This window comes from Phormidium sp. FACHB-592, assembly GCF_014695795.1.
Lineage (GTDB): Bacteria > Cyanobacteriota > Cyanobacteriia > Leptolyngbyales > Leptolyngbyaceae > Stenomitos.
On the sequence record NZ_JACJOZ010000011.1, the window covers coordinates 1 to 15704 of the forward strand.

The 15704-nt window shown below is 49.5% G+C and carries 13 protein-coding genes; 7 read left to right on the plus strand and 6 right to left on the minus strand.

The genetic code is table 11. From position 1 onward, the window contains the following. Nucleotides 1–212 precede the first annotated feature (212 nt). Nucleotides 213–839 (plus strand): HPF/RaiA family ribosome-associated protein, encoded by a 627-nt coding sequence (locus tag H6F86_RS01455; protein WP_190446332.1) that lies wholly within the window; start codon nucleotides 213–215, stop codon nucleotides 837–839. A gap of 252 nt (nucleotides 840–1091) precedes the next feature. Here H6F86_RS01455 and H6F86_RS01460 read toward each other — a convergent pair whose 3' ends face one another. Then, nucleotides 1092–2276 (minus strand): DUF2235 domain-containing protein, encoded by a 1185-nt coding sequence (locus tag H6F86_RS01460; protein WP_190446333.1) that lies wholly within the window; start codon nucleotides 2274–2276, stop codon nucleotides 1092–1094. Nucleotides 2277–2467: 191 nt separating this feature from the next. On the opposite strand from H6F86_RS01460, the gene H6F86_RS01465 reads away from it, so the two are divergent. Further along, the gene (locus tag H6F86_RS01465; protein ID WP_190446334.1) at nucleotides 2468–2653 is read left to right on the plus strand and encodes a hypothetical protein; all 186 of its coding nucleotides are present in this window, start codon (nucleotides 2468–2470) and stop codon (nucleotides 2651–2653) included. Here the strand turns inward: H6F86_RS01465 and H6F86_RS01470 are convergent. Next, nucleotides 2646–3017, minus strand: coding sequence for a hypothetical protein (locus H6F86_RS01470; RefSeq protein WP_190446335.1), 372 nt, complete (start codon nucleotides 3015–3017; stop codon nucleotides 2646–2648). The genes H6F86_RS01465 and H6F86_RS01470 overlap by 8 nt on opposite strands. A 124-nt stretch (nucleotides 3018–3141) precedes the next feature. Between H6F86_RS01470 and H6F86_RS32685 the strand changes: the two genes are divergently transcribed. Both H6F86_RS32685 and H6F86_RS01475 read left to right on the plus strand, forming a co-directional pair. Beyond that, entirely contained in the window at nucleotides 3142–3264 is a 123-nt protein-coding gene (locus tag H6F86_RS32685) for a hypothetical protein (protein ID WP_277881630.1), read from the plus strand. A 168-nt stretch (nucleotides 3265–3432) separates the two neighbouring features. After that, nucleotides 3433–6333: a tetratricopeptide repeat protein gene (locus H6F86_RS01475; RefSeq protein WP_190446336.1), complete on the plus strand. Its 2901-nt coding sequence runs from the start codon at nucleotides 3433–3435 to the stop codon at nucleotides 6331–6333. A 170-nt stretch (nucleotides 6334–6503) separates the two neighbouring features. Here the strand turns inward: H6F86_RS01475 and H6F86_RS01480 are convergent, their stop codons facing one another. Both H6F86_RS01480 and H6F86_RS01485 read right to left on the minus strand, forming a co-directional pair. Further along, nucleotides 6504–7265: a GAF domain-containing protein gene (locus tag H6F86_RS01480; RefSeq protein ID WP_190446337.1), complete on the minus strand. Its 762-nt coding sequence runs from the start codon at nucleotides 7263–7265 to the stop codon at nucleotides 6504–6506. Nucleotides 7266–7507: 242 nt separating this feature from the next. Further along, entirely contained in the window at nucleotides 7508–8854 is a 1347-nt protein-coding gene (locus H6F86_RS01485) for a dihydroorotase (RefSeq protein WP_190446338.1), read from the minus strand. A 218-nt stretch (nucleotides 8855–9072) separates the two neighbouring features. On the opposite strand from H6F86_RS01485, the gene lepB reads away from it, so the two are divergent. Further along, nucleotides 9073–9663: a signal peptidase I gene (lepB, locus tag H6F86_RS01490; RefSeq protein WP_190446339.1), complete on the plus strand. Its 591-nt coding sequence runs from the start codon at nucleotides 9073–9075 to the stop codon at nucleotides 9661–9663. A gap of 65 nt (nucleotides 9664–9728) precedes the next feature. Here lepB and H6F86_RS01495 read toward each other — a convergent pair whose 3' ends face one another. Both H6F86_RS01495 and H6F86_RS01500 read right to left on the minus strand, forming a co-directional pair. Then, nucleotides 9729–11075, minus strand: coding sequence for a dihydroorotase (locus H6F86_RS01495; RefSeq protein WP_190446340.1), 1347 nt, complete (start codon nucleotides 11073–11075; stop codon nucleotides 9729–9731). Nucleotides 11076–11238: 163 nt separating this feature from the next. Then, nucleotides 11239–12591, minus strand: a complete 1353-nt coding sequence (locus H6F86_RS01500; RefSeq protein WP_190446420.1) for a histidine phosphatase family protein — start codon at nucleotides 12589–12591, stop codon at nucleotides 11239–11241. Nucleotides 12592–12896: 305 nt separating this feature from the next. On the opposite strand from H6F86_RS01500, the gene H6F86_RS01505 reads away from it, so the two are divergent. Beyond that, entirely contained in the window at nucleotides 12897–14411 is a 1515-nt protein-coding gene (locus H6F86_RS01505; protein ID WP_190446341.1) for a type II CAAX endopeptidase family protein, read from the plus strand. Between the two features lie 607 nt (nucleotides 14412–15018). After that, nucleotides 15019–15675, plus strand: coding sequence for a hypothetical protein (locus H6F86_RS01510; protein ID WP_190446342.1), 657 nt, complete (start codon nucleotides 15019–15021; stop codon nucleotides 15673–15675). Nucleotides 15676–15704 lie beyond the last annotated feature (29 nt).

Consider the following 15704-nt stretch of genomic DNA (forward strand, 5'->3'; position numbering starts at 1 on the left):
CCTGAAAATCATGAAGGCATGGTTTATGTGGTCATGATTCGGTTGATGCTGAGGCGGTTAACAAACAACCGACGAACGAGGAACTTGAAACCTGCTTAACCAGCATTTACAAACACTTTCTAAACCTCACTCTCCAAGTAGAAGAGATCTTGAAAAGGGATAGCGATGATTAATTTAATTCGATCTACAGCTTTGGCGAAAGGAAATTGATCATGAAAATTTCACCGGAAATTACCTACCGAGGTATTGATAAGAGCGAAGCGATCGATAACTTGATTCATGAAAAAATCGCTAAGCTCGAAAAGGTTTGTGATCACATCAGCAGTTGTCATATTGCAGTTGAAAAAGATCAGGATCGTCCGCGCAACAAATCGCCTTATCGGGTGCGCCTTGATATTACGGTTCCTCCTAACCATGAAGTTGTGGCACAAAGCAATCTTGCGATTGCTAAACAATATGTGGGTCTGGATACGGTGGTTCGAGATGCCTTTGATAAAGCATGGCGGCAGCTTAGAGACCTGAGCAGACAGCAACGTGAACACGACACTGCCCTAACAAATGACGGAGCGGAGGATACAGCAGCACTCGTTACGAAGCTCTTTCCTGAACAAGGCTATGGCTTTCTCAAAACGTTGGGCGGTGAAGATATTTACTTCCATCGCAACAGTGTGATTCATGGAGATTTCGATCGGCTGAGCTTAGGTACAGGTGTGCATTTTGAAGCGGTTGAAGGTGAGCAAGGCTTGCAGGCAACAACTGTAAAGATCGTTGATAAGCCAGGTGTGCGTGCTGGCAAGGCTGATGAAGCGTTGATTGAACCACCTTTAGGCTGGCAATAAAAACCTGCATATAGCACTGGCTTGAAAGCCTTGCCTAATATGTAACCACGATCGCCCGATAACGCACTCACGGTTACTAAGGTTCGTGAATTTAATCAATCCGCAAACTGTACGGGCGGGTTTAGCAGACCCAACTACATCCTGCAATGGATTTCACAGCAAAACCCGCCCCTACCAAAGATCGAACTTATTTAATTCCCATTCCCAAGGGCGATCGCGCGTGCAATTCACTTGCCAATTGTGCAAAGCGGACTAGGACTCTTTTTTGACGATTTCATCAAACCATTGCTTGAAAACCATGATGTGTTTTGGGCGGTACTGTGGGTCAAGGGTTGCCAACTGCCAGCGTTTCTTCACACTGTCATGGATTCTGTCTTTAAAGAAGTGCTGGTCAAGTTGTGTCGATCGGTCTTCTTTGTCAATCAAACTGCGATCGATTCTGCCTGCCAGTGCAAAAATTCCTTTAACATTGTCGGCAAATTGGATCGATGGATCGACCTCGATACCTTCTTCGATGACATAGGTTTGTTGCTGCTCTCCGTTTCTTCCATACGTGGTTAAATGTTCATTCGGATTGCCAACAAATTCCAAACCCAACCCTAATGCTGTGATCTGATCCATCATCCACTTGAGGGTAATGTCAGACAGCCCCCGGTTCTCTTTTGTACCGCCACCGACACAACCATGAGTGCCTGTAAACCAGATTTCAGAGACTTGCTTTTTGTGGGTTAAAGCGTCGTTGCTCACGCTGTTCGGCAACATGTGAGTCACCTCGAAGGCACTACGATGTTCATCAATGGCAACCGCATGGAGTGCCTGTTGAATTTTGGGGTTCAGTTTGGAATCGTGAAATTGATATTTCTCGTTGACCCGACCGCTTATGAGGGGAATAGTTTTGGGAACGCCTAACTTACCGACGGTATCCCAACAGCCAAGCAGTGTAATGGGGATCTGTGTTCCGGGCGCTGAACCTTGTGGGTAAACTGCATACCGCATGCGAAAGTCTTCTGCCTCTGGCTTTGAAGGCGAAAGATCTCGGTTACGGTAAAGTGCGTAGGCTTCTTTGGTTTTACGAATGTAGGGACGTGCGAGCAACCCGCATTTATAGATGAATCCGGCGAGGCTTCTAGCGGTGTAAGCTCCCCGACTGAAGCCAAAGAGATAAATTTCATCACCTGCTTCATAGTTGAAACAGAGGAAGCGATAGGCGTTTTGAATCCGTCGATCGATGCCCCAGCCAAAAGCACCTCCTAGCCACCGATCGAATTTTTCTGGTCCTGTGCCAATGCCTTCACTGTAATGCACGATTTGAGGAACGCCATCACTAGCGACTGCTTTAACGGCTTGGGCGATTTTGACTACGTTCGTTGGGTATTTGCAGTCTAGATCTTGCCAAGTGCCATCGCAGCACACAACCAATCGCTTGTTAGGCTTCATCGTTCTACCTCTTAGATCTGTAGCTAGGGCTGGAAAAAGGAATTTTAGCGGTTAAGTGCCATCAGAATTTATACCAATGCGGTAGCCTAAGCGTACTCTTGGCTTGGTGCTTGGTTAAGCGATGATGCTAAGGATAATGGCGAAAACTACATTCACTAACAGAATCGAGAATAATCACTCTGTATAAAAGTTTGTCCAGTAAAGCTCTCAGAACTGGGGTCTTTACCAACCTTTACGCTAATACCACAATGATTCAAGGCGATCGTGCGTTCAATCTACTGATAAATCACGCAAAAAGTAGAAGCGATCGCCCCGTTATCGGTTCGTTGCTAGTACGATCGCATAACAAGGTTCGCATTATTGAAGCGCTTAACTAGCAACGGCAGCTTTGGTACGGGTAGGACGCTTGCGATCGGATTTCTTTTTCAATCCTACGGCTTGTGCTTCATTGCTATCGGCTCCGAACTGCCCGCGCACAACTTCTTTCATCGTCAGAATAGTGTTGTGAAATTCCCATTCAGCTAAACGAGCCGCATCAGACGCAGCACGGAATAGCGCTTGTTTTTCCGTTTCATTTTGCTGTTTTGCCAGCATCTCTTGATACGCCTGCTGTAAAGCTTCTGGGGTAGCCCCCTGCCGTTGGGTACTGTAGCCCTCGATCGTATTAAAGCCGTTCAGCGCATCGGTATCTTGACCAAGGACTTGAGGTGAGAGGCGACGGCTGGTATCTTGTGGTGGCATGATGGACTCCTAAGTAAGAGTTGATGGCTTTAATGTGCCCCTAACAACACGACGTTTAACGCTTACAGAAGGAATGTTTGTAGCTGCAAGATGCATATAAGACGATCGCTTTGAGATCGATGCGGTGACATTGGCAATGTGTGGGAATACAGTTGTGATTGCTCGCGATCCATTGCTGATCGATCCAATGACATTGGCAATGCATAGGGATGCAGTTGTGATCGATGCAGTGACATTGGCAATGTAGGGGAATGCAGTACAGCTACGATCGACTCTGAAGCAGAAAGGCTTGAGCGTTATTGCTGTTATGTGATCGCACTACTTGGTTGAGCACAATGAGTTAGTTGGGCATTGAGAAGATTGCAGGACATACTGATAAAAGAAGAATAACTGCTCTCCTGCGTTCTGCGTTGCTATGTTGCCAAACCATCGTCCGCGTACTTGGAAGGAACTCCGCAATCGCCCCAGCGCAAACTCATTTGTTGGTCGAGAGGCGCAGCTTCAGTCCTTCCGTAGCACGCTCAACACACCGTATGAGCAACGCACTAAATTTATTTTCAACGTCTCTGGGCAGGGGGGCATTGGCAAAACAACGCTGCTAAAGCAATTTCGTAAGATTGTCGAAGACTCAAAGCAGGTAGTTGCCTATGTTGATGAGGGCGCACAAAGTAACCAGGTTGATAGTGTGCCAGAAGCGCTCGATCGACTCGCAGCAGATTTTGAAGCACAGGGTCACGCCTTTACTCGCTTTCGGGAGCGGTATAAAGTCTACCGACAAAAGCGACAGGAGCTAGAAGCAGACCCAGACGCGCCTCAGGGTTTTGTAGCAGGGTTAGGTCGCGTTGTAGCGAAAGCCAGTCTAGGTGCAGCGAAATCCATTCCTGGTAGTGGTGCGGTGCTGGACTTTGTGGATACCAACGCGATGGCAGATAAGACTGGGGAGATTGCCGCTTTTGTTGCCCGTAAGATAACCAACAAAGATGAAGTACAGCTTGTCAACGAACCGCTAGAGGTGTTAACACCGCTGTTTTTGGTAGACTTTAACCGCCTTGCCGAAAAGCAGACAATGGTGTTGCTACTGGATACCTACGAGCAAACGACGGTCTTTTGGGATGATTGGGTGCGATCGCTATTGGACGATCGATATGGGGATGTAACTCCCAATTTTCTGCTAGCAATTGCAGGACGAGACCCGCTGAACCGCAATGACTGGACAGCGTTAGAGGAGTGCATACTGCGATCGGAACTGGAACCATTCACGCAGGAAGAGGCGCGGCAGTACCTCACCAGTAAAGGTATTACTCATGAGGCAGTGATTCAGGAAATCTGGCGGTTGTCATCAAATGGACTACCGTTGCTGATTGGCATGATGGCACAGGCAGCTCCTACCAGTCTCAATGCCCTTACGGATCACTGTGAAGATGCGGTGGAACGGTTTTTGAAGTGGGAAACTGACCCTGTTAAACGACAAACTGCAATGGATGCTGCCCTCCCGCGTGTGTTGAACCGGGATGTGCTGGCGCTGCTGGTAGCAGAGGCAGATGTAAAAGCGCTGTTTGAATGGCTGAAGAGTCGTTCCTTTGTAATTGAGCATCCCGAAGGCTGGCAGTACCATAGCGTAGTGCGAGAGCCGATGTTGCGCTATCAGCGCAAGGTGTCACGTCAGGGTTGGGAAACCCTGCATGGCAAGTTGGCAACCTATTATGACCAGTTACGTCAGCAACTAGGACTGAAGACAGTCGCTGACGTGATGAAAGATGAAACCTGGCAAAAATATACGCTGGAGTGGCTATATCACAGTCTATGTATCGCACCGCAGGCACAGCTTGGCATGGCGTTGAATGGTTGCTTGGCAGCGTTAAAGCATTCACAGAAATTGGCGCGGGGCTGGGCAAGCGTGATGGCGATCGCAGGAGAAGTCACAACATATACTGCCTTGAAGGATTGGGGTGAGCAACTGCGAGATGGGCTGCAAGCCTATAAGGATAAGGATTACAAAGCTGCGCTCGACCTGTTTTCTGCCCTGCTACAAGCACCCCAACTAGACGCAAGATGGCGACCCGTTGCGCTAGATTGGCGTGGTTCAATTTATTGGCGACTTGATGAGTATGAGTCATCACTTCAAGATTTAACAGAGGCAATTAATCTCGCGCCCGAAGAGGCAAAGTATTGGCTGGATCGCGGTAAAACTTATCATTGGATGAAGTGTTACGAGGAGGCACTCACTGACTTCAACCGTGCTATTGCACTCGATGCTAGTAACCAATGGGCGATCGCAAATCGTGGTGCAACCTATCGCAAGATGAAGCGTTACGAGGAGGCACTCACTGACTTCAACTGTGCCATTGCACTTGATGCTAGTAACCAATGGGTGATCGCGAATCGTGGTGGAACCTATCGCTTGATGAAGCGTTACGAGGAGGCGCTCACTGACTTCAACCACGCTATTGCACTCGATGCTAGTTACAAAGGGGCGATCACTCTTCGCGGCGAGACCTATCGCTTGATGAAGCGTTACGAGGAGGCACTCACTGACTTCAACCACGCTATTGCACTCGATGCTAGTTACAAAGGGGTGATGACTCTTCGCGGTATGACCTATCGCTTGATGAAGCGTTACGAGGAGGCACTCACTGACTTCAACCACGCTATTGCACTCGATGCTAAGGACGCTTGGGCAATCGCGAATCGTGGTGGAACCTGTCGCTTGATGAAGCGTTACGAGGAGGCACTTATTGACTTCAACTATGCCATTGCACTCGATGCTAAGGACGCTTGGACAATTGCGAGGCGTGGGCAAACCTATAGAGCACTCAAGCAATACGACAAAGCAATCCTAGATTTTAATCGAGCAATTGAACTTGATCCTAATTCAGACTGGACGCTTAGAGGGCGTGGAACAGCTTACTTACTGAAAGGGCAATTTGAGAACGCATTACAAGATTTGACACAAGCAATCACTCTTGATCCAAAAGATGATTGGACTCCCTACCTTCATGCGCTCGCGCATCTTAAACTTAATCAGTTTCAACTTGCCCAAACCGATCTTGCCACTGCCATTCAACTTGCCCAGCCCAAATACGATCAAACCCCTACCGATTGGCAAAACACCTTCAACCTCGCTCTCTATCACCTTGTTGCTGACCATCTGAATACCGCTGATGATTTCTATCGCCAATCCCTAATTGCTCCTAGTGAATGGCTCCGCATGGGAATTGATGACCTGCAAGAGTTTCTCACCCTCTTTCCCGACCATGCTCAAGCGCAGCAGATGGTGACGTTGTTGCGTTCTAAGTTAGAGACAAATGGGGTGTAAGGTGTGGGATTTAAGCAAGCATGAATGGGTGAGGTGTGATTGTGGCTGGACAAAGGGACAATCACGTTGATTCTCGCTACTTGTAAAATGAAGCCAGCGCGATCGCTGCTAGTCGAAAAGCCGCTTTAAGCGTGTGGCAAAAACGTATGAATCTCGGCTTAGTATCCAGATTAACCTAACAACTCATCCTGGGATTCAGAACCATTTTCTGAGTTGTTTTTAGCATCACTTCCAGCTAGCAAAACGTCAGCTACTTCTGGGAAATGGCTTCGCATACAGCTATTACAAACACCGTGAGTAAACTCCACATCTGAATACTTTTCGATGAACTTCTCGACACTAGACCAATAGCCCTGATCGTCACGAATACCCTTACAGTAAGAACAAATGGGAATCAACCCTTCCATCAGTTCGATCGTGTCCAACGCTTTTGCCAGTTGTGAAGAGACGCGCCGTAGCTCTAACTGCATCACTACTTGACGGGCAAGCGCTTCTAGCGTTTTCTTCTGAGCCTCCGATAGCTCTCTGGGCTTATGGTCAATCACACACAACGTACCGATCTCTTGCTCATCTGGCGTAGTAAGCGGTACGCCAGCGTAAAAACGTACGTTTGGCGCACAGCTAACCAATGGATTAGTAGCGAAACGCTCATCTTTAAGCGCATCGTTCACAACCATCGTATCTTTGCTTAAAATCGCGTGGGCACAGAACGAAACATCACGAGGGGTTTCGTCAACACTTAGCCCAACTTTAGACTTAAACCACTGGCGATCGACATCGACTAAACTAATCAGGGCGATCGGTACATCACAGATAAAAGCAGCTAGCGTCGTGATGTCATCATAGACTTGCTCAGAAGGAGTATCCAGAATGTTGTATGCCCTGAGTGCTTCGAGCCTTTCAACTTCTTGGTTAGGGGTTCTTGCTTTCATGGCATGACCATACTGGAATGCTTAACACTATTCTAGAGAGCAACCCGAAGCAAAGTTGTTGGGGAAAGAAAGAATTGACAGCACTTAATATTAGGCTTGCCGAGTAATAATAGGCACTAAGAAACGCCAGCATGACTGATGACTAAGCACACATAACCTTAAAGATAACAACTAGAAAATGGAGTCCCCCTTAGGCAAGATAGAGTGATCAATCTAGAGTTATCACTTCTTAAGGTTCATCATCAAGCGTCAAAGCGTAGAGCTTTTCCACGTACTTCAGTGTTAACGGTGCCGCGATCGTAAACAACCTGACCACCCACAATGGTCACCACTGGAAAACCCGTCAGACTCCAACCTTCAAATGGACTCCACTTGCACTTAGTTTGCAACTCCTCGCGCAATACGGGGCGGTAAGTATCTAGATCAACTAGCACCAAGTCGGCATCGTAGCCAGGGGCGATCGCGCCCTTCTTCGGAATCCGATACGCTTTGGCGACCGCAGTAGACATCCAGTTGACAACTTGGGCAACCGTGCAGCGTCCCTGCTTTGCCTGGGTTAGCATCAACGGCAACGATGTTTCTACACCAGGCATTCCAGACGGCGAGTTTGGGTAAGTCTGGGCTTTTTCCTCTAACGTATGGGGCGCATGATCGGTCGCAATGAAGTCAATCACGCCATCCAGGAGCGCTTGCCAGAGAACTTCGTTGTCATGGGGCGATCGTAACGGTGGGTTCATTTGTGCCAACGTGCCGATCGTCTCGTAAGCGCTAGTGTTCAGCAACAAATGCTGCGGCGTAACTTCTGCCGTTACCCAGGCGGGTTTCTCCTGTCGCAACAGATCCGCTTCTTCGGCTGTAGACATATGTAGGATATGCAGCCGTCGCTGATATTTTTTAGAAAGCTTCAGCGCAAGCTGCGTCGCTTGGAGTGCTGCCAGATTGTCTTGAATTTGCGAATGAACGGCTGGATCAGTGATGCCTGCAAACTGCTGTCGCCGTTCTGTAATCCGCGCTTGGTTTTCGGCATGGACGGCAATCAAGCGATCGCCATAGGCAAAGATCTTTTCTAGCCCTTCCTCTTGATCGTTCAGCAACGGACCATGCATCGACCCCATAAAGATCTTGATGCCTGGAGTGGGGTTTGCCTCAAGCAAATCGGGCAGTACCTCTGGCGTTGCACCAATAAAAAAGCCGTAGTTCACCAACGCTTTCTGAGCCGCGAGTTGCAGTTTGCTGTCCAGCGTTGCCTGTGTGGTGGTCAGTGGCTTCGTATTCGGCATTTCCAAAAAGGAGGTCACGCCACCTTTCGCGCAAGCACTGCTAGCGGTAAACAAATCTTCTTTGTGTTCCAGCCCTGGTTCGCGGAAGTGTACCTGCGGATCGATAACTCCTGGCAACAAAGTCAAGCCCTGTGCGTCAATCTCTCTAACTGCCTCATTAGTAGAGACAGGTGGCTGTGTGGCTGCATTGTGGGCATCGATAACTTGGACGATCGTGCCTTCTTGTATTTGCACATCGCCATTTATAAAGTCGCCATCAGGCAGCAAGATGTGAGCGTTTCGGATCAGAAGCGAAGAATTAGCTACCATGCTAGTCACAGTGATTTGTTTAGAGCGGAATCGTTCAAGACAGAAAAATCACCGCCATAATGAGCTAGATGCCAAAATAAGCGATGAGATGGTTTACAGTTGCATTTATATTGTGATGGATTAACGACACTGCCTCTACTGCACGGCAAGTATTAGATGCCATAACAAGTTAGCTACTTTTTTGCTCAGATTTTTGATTTTTTTACATTTGACTCTCTATGACACGCGTACAAAGCAAGGTATCAGATGAAAAGCCACCTCAGAAAACCACTGAGAACCCCTGGTTAGAGGGACTCAAAACGATCGGACTAAGCGCTGTGCTGGCGTTTGGCATTCGGACGTTTGTAGCAGAGGCGCGGTATATTCCCTCTGGCTCGATGTTGCCGACGCTGCAAATCAACGATCGCCTCATTGTCGATAAGCTGGGCTATCACTTCAAAAATCCCGAGCGCGGCGATGTTGTGGTGTTTTCACCCACTGATACGCTAGAAAAACAAAATTTTCACGATGCGTTTATTAAGCGTGTCATTGGCTTGCCAGGCGATAAGGTCGAGGTCAAGGGTGGACGGGTGTTCATCAACGACCAGGCTCTCAGAGAAAGCTATATCGCCGAAGACCCTCAGTATCAATATGGTCCTGTAACGGTGCCCCAGGATGCTTATCTGGTGCTGGGCGACAACCGCAACAATAGCTATGACAGTCATTATTGGGGCTTTGTCCCACGTGATCGTATCATCGGGCGAGCGATCGTTCGCTTTTGGCCCATGAACCGTTTGGGCGAAATCACACCCGAACCTAACTATCAGTAAGGCTAAGGGCTAAAGGATAAAAAATTTAGCCTTCATCCTTTAGACTTTAGACTTTCCAATAGCCTTTAGCCTTTTCCTACCCAGGTTCTCACCACCCGTCCAGTAATATCTTGCTGGAACCAGGGTGTATTTACAGAAAGTGATTGGAGCGATCGTGCGTCTACTGTCCAGACCTGCTGCGGGTCGAAGAGCGTTAGTTCGGCAGGCTGACCGGGGGCGATCGTGGCAGCTTTTTGCTGTAAGCATAGGGCTGGATGGCTGCTAAGACTACGCCACAGATCCAGTGCTGTCCATTTGCCTGTAGCAACTAACGCTTGCCAGAGCAATGGCAATGCCAGCTCTAAACCGATCGTGCCAGGAGGCGCTTCGGCAAAGGCAACGGTTTTTTCTTCGTAGGTGTAAGGCGTGTGATCGATGGCGATCGCGTCGATAGTGCCGCTTTGTACGCCTTGAATCAGCGCGTCCTGATCGTCAGGGTTGCCTAACGGTGGTGCAAGGTGCAAATTCGGGTCATAGCTGCCGATCGCTTCACTGTTCAGCAGCAGATGCATCCAGGTAGTACTAGCAGTGATGGGCAATCCCCGCGCCTTCGCTGCCTGGACGAGCGCCACACCACGGGCTGTCGAAAGGCGCATCAGGTGAAGAGGCGTGCCAGTCGTTTCAACGCATTCCAGAAGGGCTGACAAGGCAGTTGTTTCGGCGATCGCGGGAATCCCTGGCAAGCCAAAGCGTAGCGCTGCCTGTCCTTCGCGCATGACCCCGTTACCGCTCAAGGCTAGGTCAGATGCCCAAAGCGCGATCGGTTTAGCGATCGGGTGCAAATATTCCAGCAGGCGACGAACCAGCAATAAACTCGTGAGCGATCGACCATCTGCAAAGCCAACAATCCCGGTCGCAGCCAGTTCACCCAACTCGGTCATTTGTTGTCCTTGTACAGCCAGGGTCAGCGCGCCCCAGCAGTAGAGGTGGGGAATGGGGAGTCGGGAGTTGGGAGTTGGGTCTGACGCTTGCATCCATGCTTCCCCTGCTCCATCAGCTCCCCCTCTGCCCTCTCCCTTCAGTTCCTGCCAGCGGTTCTGCACCCAGGCAACGCTACCTGGATGATCGATCGCGGGTTTGGTATCTGGCAGGATGGCGATGCGGGTAAAACCACCCGCACTGGCAGCTTGCAAGAGTGATTGCAGCGTCTCACGTTCCTCAAAACCGGGTTCGCCAGAGTGACTGTAAAGGTCAACTAAACCAGTGCCCAGCACCAAACCACGACAATCCTGCACTTCAGTTGCGTCCGAGCTGTCCGCGATCGCATCACCAATCGCCTGCACAATGCCGTCTGCAATGAGCACATTCGTAACGCGATCGGTATTTGAAATGGGATCAATTACTCGTACTTGTTGAAGTAGTTCAGTAGGCATGGGTGAGAGGAGAGGGGTGAGGATGAGTGAGAAGAGTTTTGAGTGAAAAGTGAAGAGTCTTGAGTTAATTGAGCAGTCGGCGGTCAGCCTTTAGCCTTTGGCTTTTAGCCTGACTCCCGACTCCCCCTTCTGCCTCCTACCCTCTGCTTTCTGCCTTCTGCCCCTACAACGCTCCTGCCGCTGTTTGATCCAAAATGCCATCCGACAGATGAACGGTAATATTCATTGCCATCAGAACAGGTTGAATGTCGGTTGTGGCGGCATAATCGATAACGCTGACCGCACCGTTGCCTTGCTTAAAGTTCCAGAAATGCTCTGGACCAAGACCCAAAACGTAGCAGAGAATCGCTTTGTTTACGGCATCGTGGGCAACGACGAGGGTGGTGCCGGGTTCAGGTCTACTGGCAGCGGTTTGCACAATTTGATCCCAGGCTGCGATCGTCCGCTCCCACACTTGCTGGAGGTTCTCGCCTTCCGGCATCTGCACCGTTTCGGGCGATCGTTGCCATTGGTGCAACGTACCGGGATAGCCCGCCTCGATTTCTGCTTCTAGCTTTCCTTCCCATAGCCCGTGGCTGATTTCTTTCAGGTTAACTTCCAGTTCCAGCGACACATCCGGATGGTGTTGGAGAATGACCTCAGCAGTTTCTTTGGGGCGCAGCATTGGGCTACTGACGGCATGGTGAATGGGGATCGCTTTAAGAAATGCCGCCGCCCGATGCGATTGTGCCCGTCCATTCTCGTTCAGCGGTACGTCGATGTGACCCTGGAACCGTTTTTGGCGGTTCCAATCTGTCTCGCCGTGACGCACCAGCAAAAAGCGCGCTCCCTGCTGCCCAGATTTAGGTTTTGGCAACGGTTCGCCCAGATGAGCCGTTAAGTTAAGCGACTCGATTTGCACTGCGTCTCCGAACCCGCCTGTAAAGTTCAAAACGCTGATGCCGCAGTTAGATTGATGCACCGACTGATAGCGATCGCTCGGCAGCCCGATCGCGGTAGAAATTAACGCCCGATTGATGCCGCTATGTGCCACCACGAGAACAGTTTGCCCTTCGTGGCGCGGTAATAGCTCCCGCCAGAACGCTTCGGCTTGCTCAAACAGTGCTGGCACTGGGTAATAGTCTGTTGCACCATCCGTATCGGGTGCAGCCATCTTTAACTTGTGTGGTCGCAGTTGCCAGTTGCGGTAGCCCTCGGGGTCTTGCTCGGCAATCTCGCTAAACAGCTTGCCTTCCCAATCGGTCAGGTTGATTTCCTTCAACTTATCAGTGGTTTGCAGTAATGCAACAGGCGGCGTTTTAAGACGAGACAAAATGCGATCAGCGGTATCCTTTGCTCGTCGCAGAGGGCTGCTGTACACCGCATCAAAAGACAGAGCACTGAGGGCTACACCGACTTGATCAGCCGATCGCTGCCCTGCCTCTGTAAGGGTCGATTTATCACCATGACCCTGAACACGTCGTTCAACGTTAAAGCTACTCTCGCCGTGACGAACGAGGATGATGCGGGTAGTCAGAAGTTTGTCCTCCAGTAAATTGTTAGTTATTAGTTGTTTGCGGGAGCAGGGGAGGCAGAAGGCAGAGGACGGAGGGCAGAAAATGAAGACTTGTTTTTACCTTTTACCTTTTTACTTTTACCTTCCTCTCTCCTCTCTCCTGAAGAATTTTACCCCGTCTAGCGTACAGCCTTTGCCTATCTAGGCGACAATCGTTCTACAGGATCTGTGATCCTCATTCACAATGCAAAAGTGCAGTGCAAAGGTTCTAGCCGTTTTTAGTTGATAGCTAACGGCGAACGGCTAATCGTTACGTTGGAGAATGCATGACAATTAAGCGGATCGTTCTGGTGATCTTGACAGTGCTGGCGATCGCCCTCATTGGTCAAGATCTGCTGGCAAGCTGGAGTCAACCCCAGTTCCAAAGTCGGTTGGAACTGTACCAAACCAACCTGGTGCTACAGGCGACCGAGTGGCAGGGCGACGATCCAGGCTTAGTGTCGGTTCGCAAGGGCATCATTGGTGCTGAACCCGTACAGGGAGCCACAAAGCAATACCAAGAGCTACGCCAATCTGCCCAGAAAAACCTGGAACGAACTCAGCTTTTGCTGGCTTCTCCGACTGCCGATCCATCCTTAAAGGTATCGACACCCAAACTAGAACGCCTGATTACCGAACTCGATCTCAGGCTGGGTGTCCTTCAGGTGCAGCAAGGACAGACTGCGACAGCACAAAAAACCTGGGCAGGCGTAATTCAGCAAACAGACGGGAAAGCTAACCTTGAGACACTGAGCAAAACGGCTGGCGTCCTGGCAGGGCTTTGGAGCGATCCACCCCGGTTGTTCCCTGATGCTGAACAAACGCTGAAGCAAAATCTGGATAGCTGGTTTCGCTATCGGTCGCTCGCCCAACTGTATAAACTACAGCAACGACAGGACGCACTGACAGATCTTCAAGCAGCGCAACAGGCAACAGCAGAACGGGCGCTCACTAATTTGGCGATCGTCGGCGGCATCCCCACCATCAGCGGTTTGCTTGGCACCGTTATTCTGCTCTTTTTGCTGGGGCAGTGGGTCGTGCGACGCAAGCAATCTCTACTTGCACCAGAAGGAATCGCCGCGTGGACAGTGCCGTGGGATGGCGAAATTGTCTGGCAGGTATTGATCTTTGGCTTCTTTCTGGTGGGGCAAATCCTGCTACCGCTAGGGCTTGGCGTGTTTCAGCAAGCAGCAGGCTTCAATCCGGCGACATTGAGCGAACGCGCCAGAGCGCTTTACATCCTGGTGAATTACCTACTGTTAGCGGCTGGCGGCTTAGCAGTACTGTATTTCTCGATTAAGACATTCTTGCCGCTACCCGACGGTTGGTTTCAGGTCAAGCTACGGAGCCGATGGTTCCTTTGGGGGCTTGGTGGTTATTTCGCAGCGCTACCACTGGTGATTCTCATCTCGCTGGTCAACCAAAAAATTTGGCAGGGGCAGGGCGGCAGTAATCCTATTTTGCCGATCGCCCTGGAAGGCAAAGACCAGGGTGCCTTTGTGCTCTTTTGCATCACCGCTGCGATCGCCGCTCCCATTTTTGAAGAAATCTTGTTTCGGGGTTTCTTGCTGCCGTCCCTTACTCGTTATATGCCCGTTTGGGGTGCGATCGTCCTAAGTAGCTTCATCTTTGCTCTCGCGCACCTCAGCCTCTCGGAAGTGCTGCCGCTAATGACATTAGGGATTGTGCTGGGCTTTGTCTACTCGCGATCGCGCAACCTCCTCGCCTCTATGCTGCTGCATAGTCTCTGGAATAGCGGCACACTTCTCAGCCTGTTTGTCTTGGGCAGCAGCACGCAATAGCGATGAGGCCCATCTGTGGAAGACTAAAGCGAAGATAAACTTTTGTTACTTAAAATCTTCCTGATGTCGTTTGTAGGGAGTCTGGGGGATGAATAGAGCAGAGCATTACGGCAAACGAATTGTGCCGCTTAGTTTCGTTTGTCTGTCAGAAGCTAATTAAGCTTGCTTTTGCAAGTTTGCATAACTCTGATGGCTCATTGCAGCACTCAATGATGGGTGCAGTTTATGACGGTGCGATCGCGGTCAGCAGGAATGATAAGACGTAGGAACTGAGTACGAAGCAAGCCTTACATTAGGCTTTTTTGCAGAAGCACACATTATGTATGCCTTGATTGAGATGGCTTTAGATCCATCATTTGAGCCACTTTAGATTGCTGCATTGATGTTGCTTAATTAGCTGTGTTCTAAATTTTCTTTCCAGCTAGCCTTAATGAGTTAAGTTTTCTAGGGAATACTTTATTCCAATAATTCGGGGGAGTAGATTAAATATGACTTTGATCCGGACGTGATTAAGTCGATCGGAAATCAGCCTTACAAAGTGCTGAAGTTGGTTTTTGGTATGGTCTGAGACGAGAGCATCAATTTTTGCATTTTGGAGAGAACGACTATGGAAAGTTACGGGTCGACAGGGCTTGAAGGCTTACTTCATAAAAGCTACACAGTGAAGATTAGCGAGTACATTGGCAGCGGCTGGGCAACACTCAAGAAAAATCTAGGTGGGTTTGTTGGCTTTACACTTGTAGTTTTCTTGATTAACATTGCGATCGCCAAAATTAACCAATCTGCCTCTCCTGTCGGTACATTGATTAGCCTTTTGATTTCTGGTCCTTTAAATGCAGGCTTTTTCATTGTGGCATTCAAGCTTTTGAGAAATCGCGCTACAACGTTTGGTGATTTCTTTAGGGGTTTTAATAACTTCCTGCCGCTTTTTCTGGTTAGCCTTATTTCTAGCGTGATGATTGGCATTGGATTTTTGCTGATTATCATTCCTGGTATTTACCTGGCAGTCGCATACACCTTTGCGCTGCCTTTAGTGCTTGAAAAGAAGATGAACTTCTGGGATGGAATGGAGTTTAGCCGCAAGCTGATTTCCAAGAATTGGTTCTCCTTCTTTGGCTTTGCTTTTGTGTTGGTATTACTAAATCTGGCGGGTGCTTTGCTGCTGGGTATAGGTCTGCTAGTGACGATTCCGCTCAGTGTTTGCGCTATTGCTGCCGCCTATGCAGACATCATAGGTTTACCCTCTTCCACCTCTGATTTTTAGTGACGGCTTACAGTAGAAGCGCCTCTACT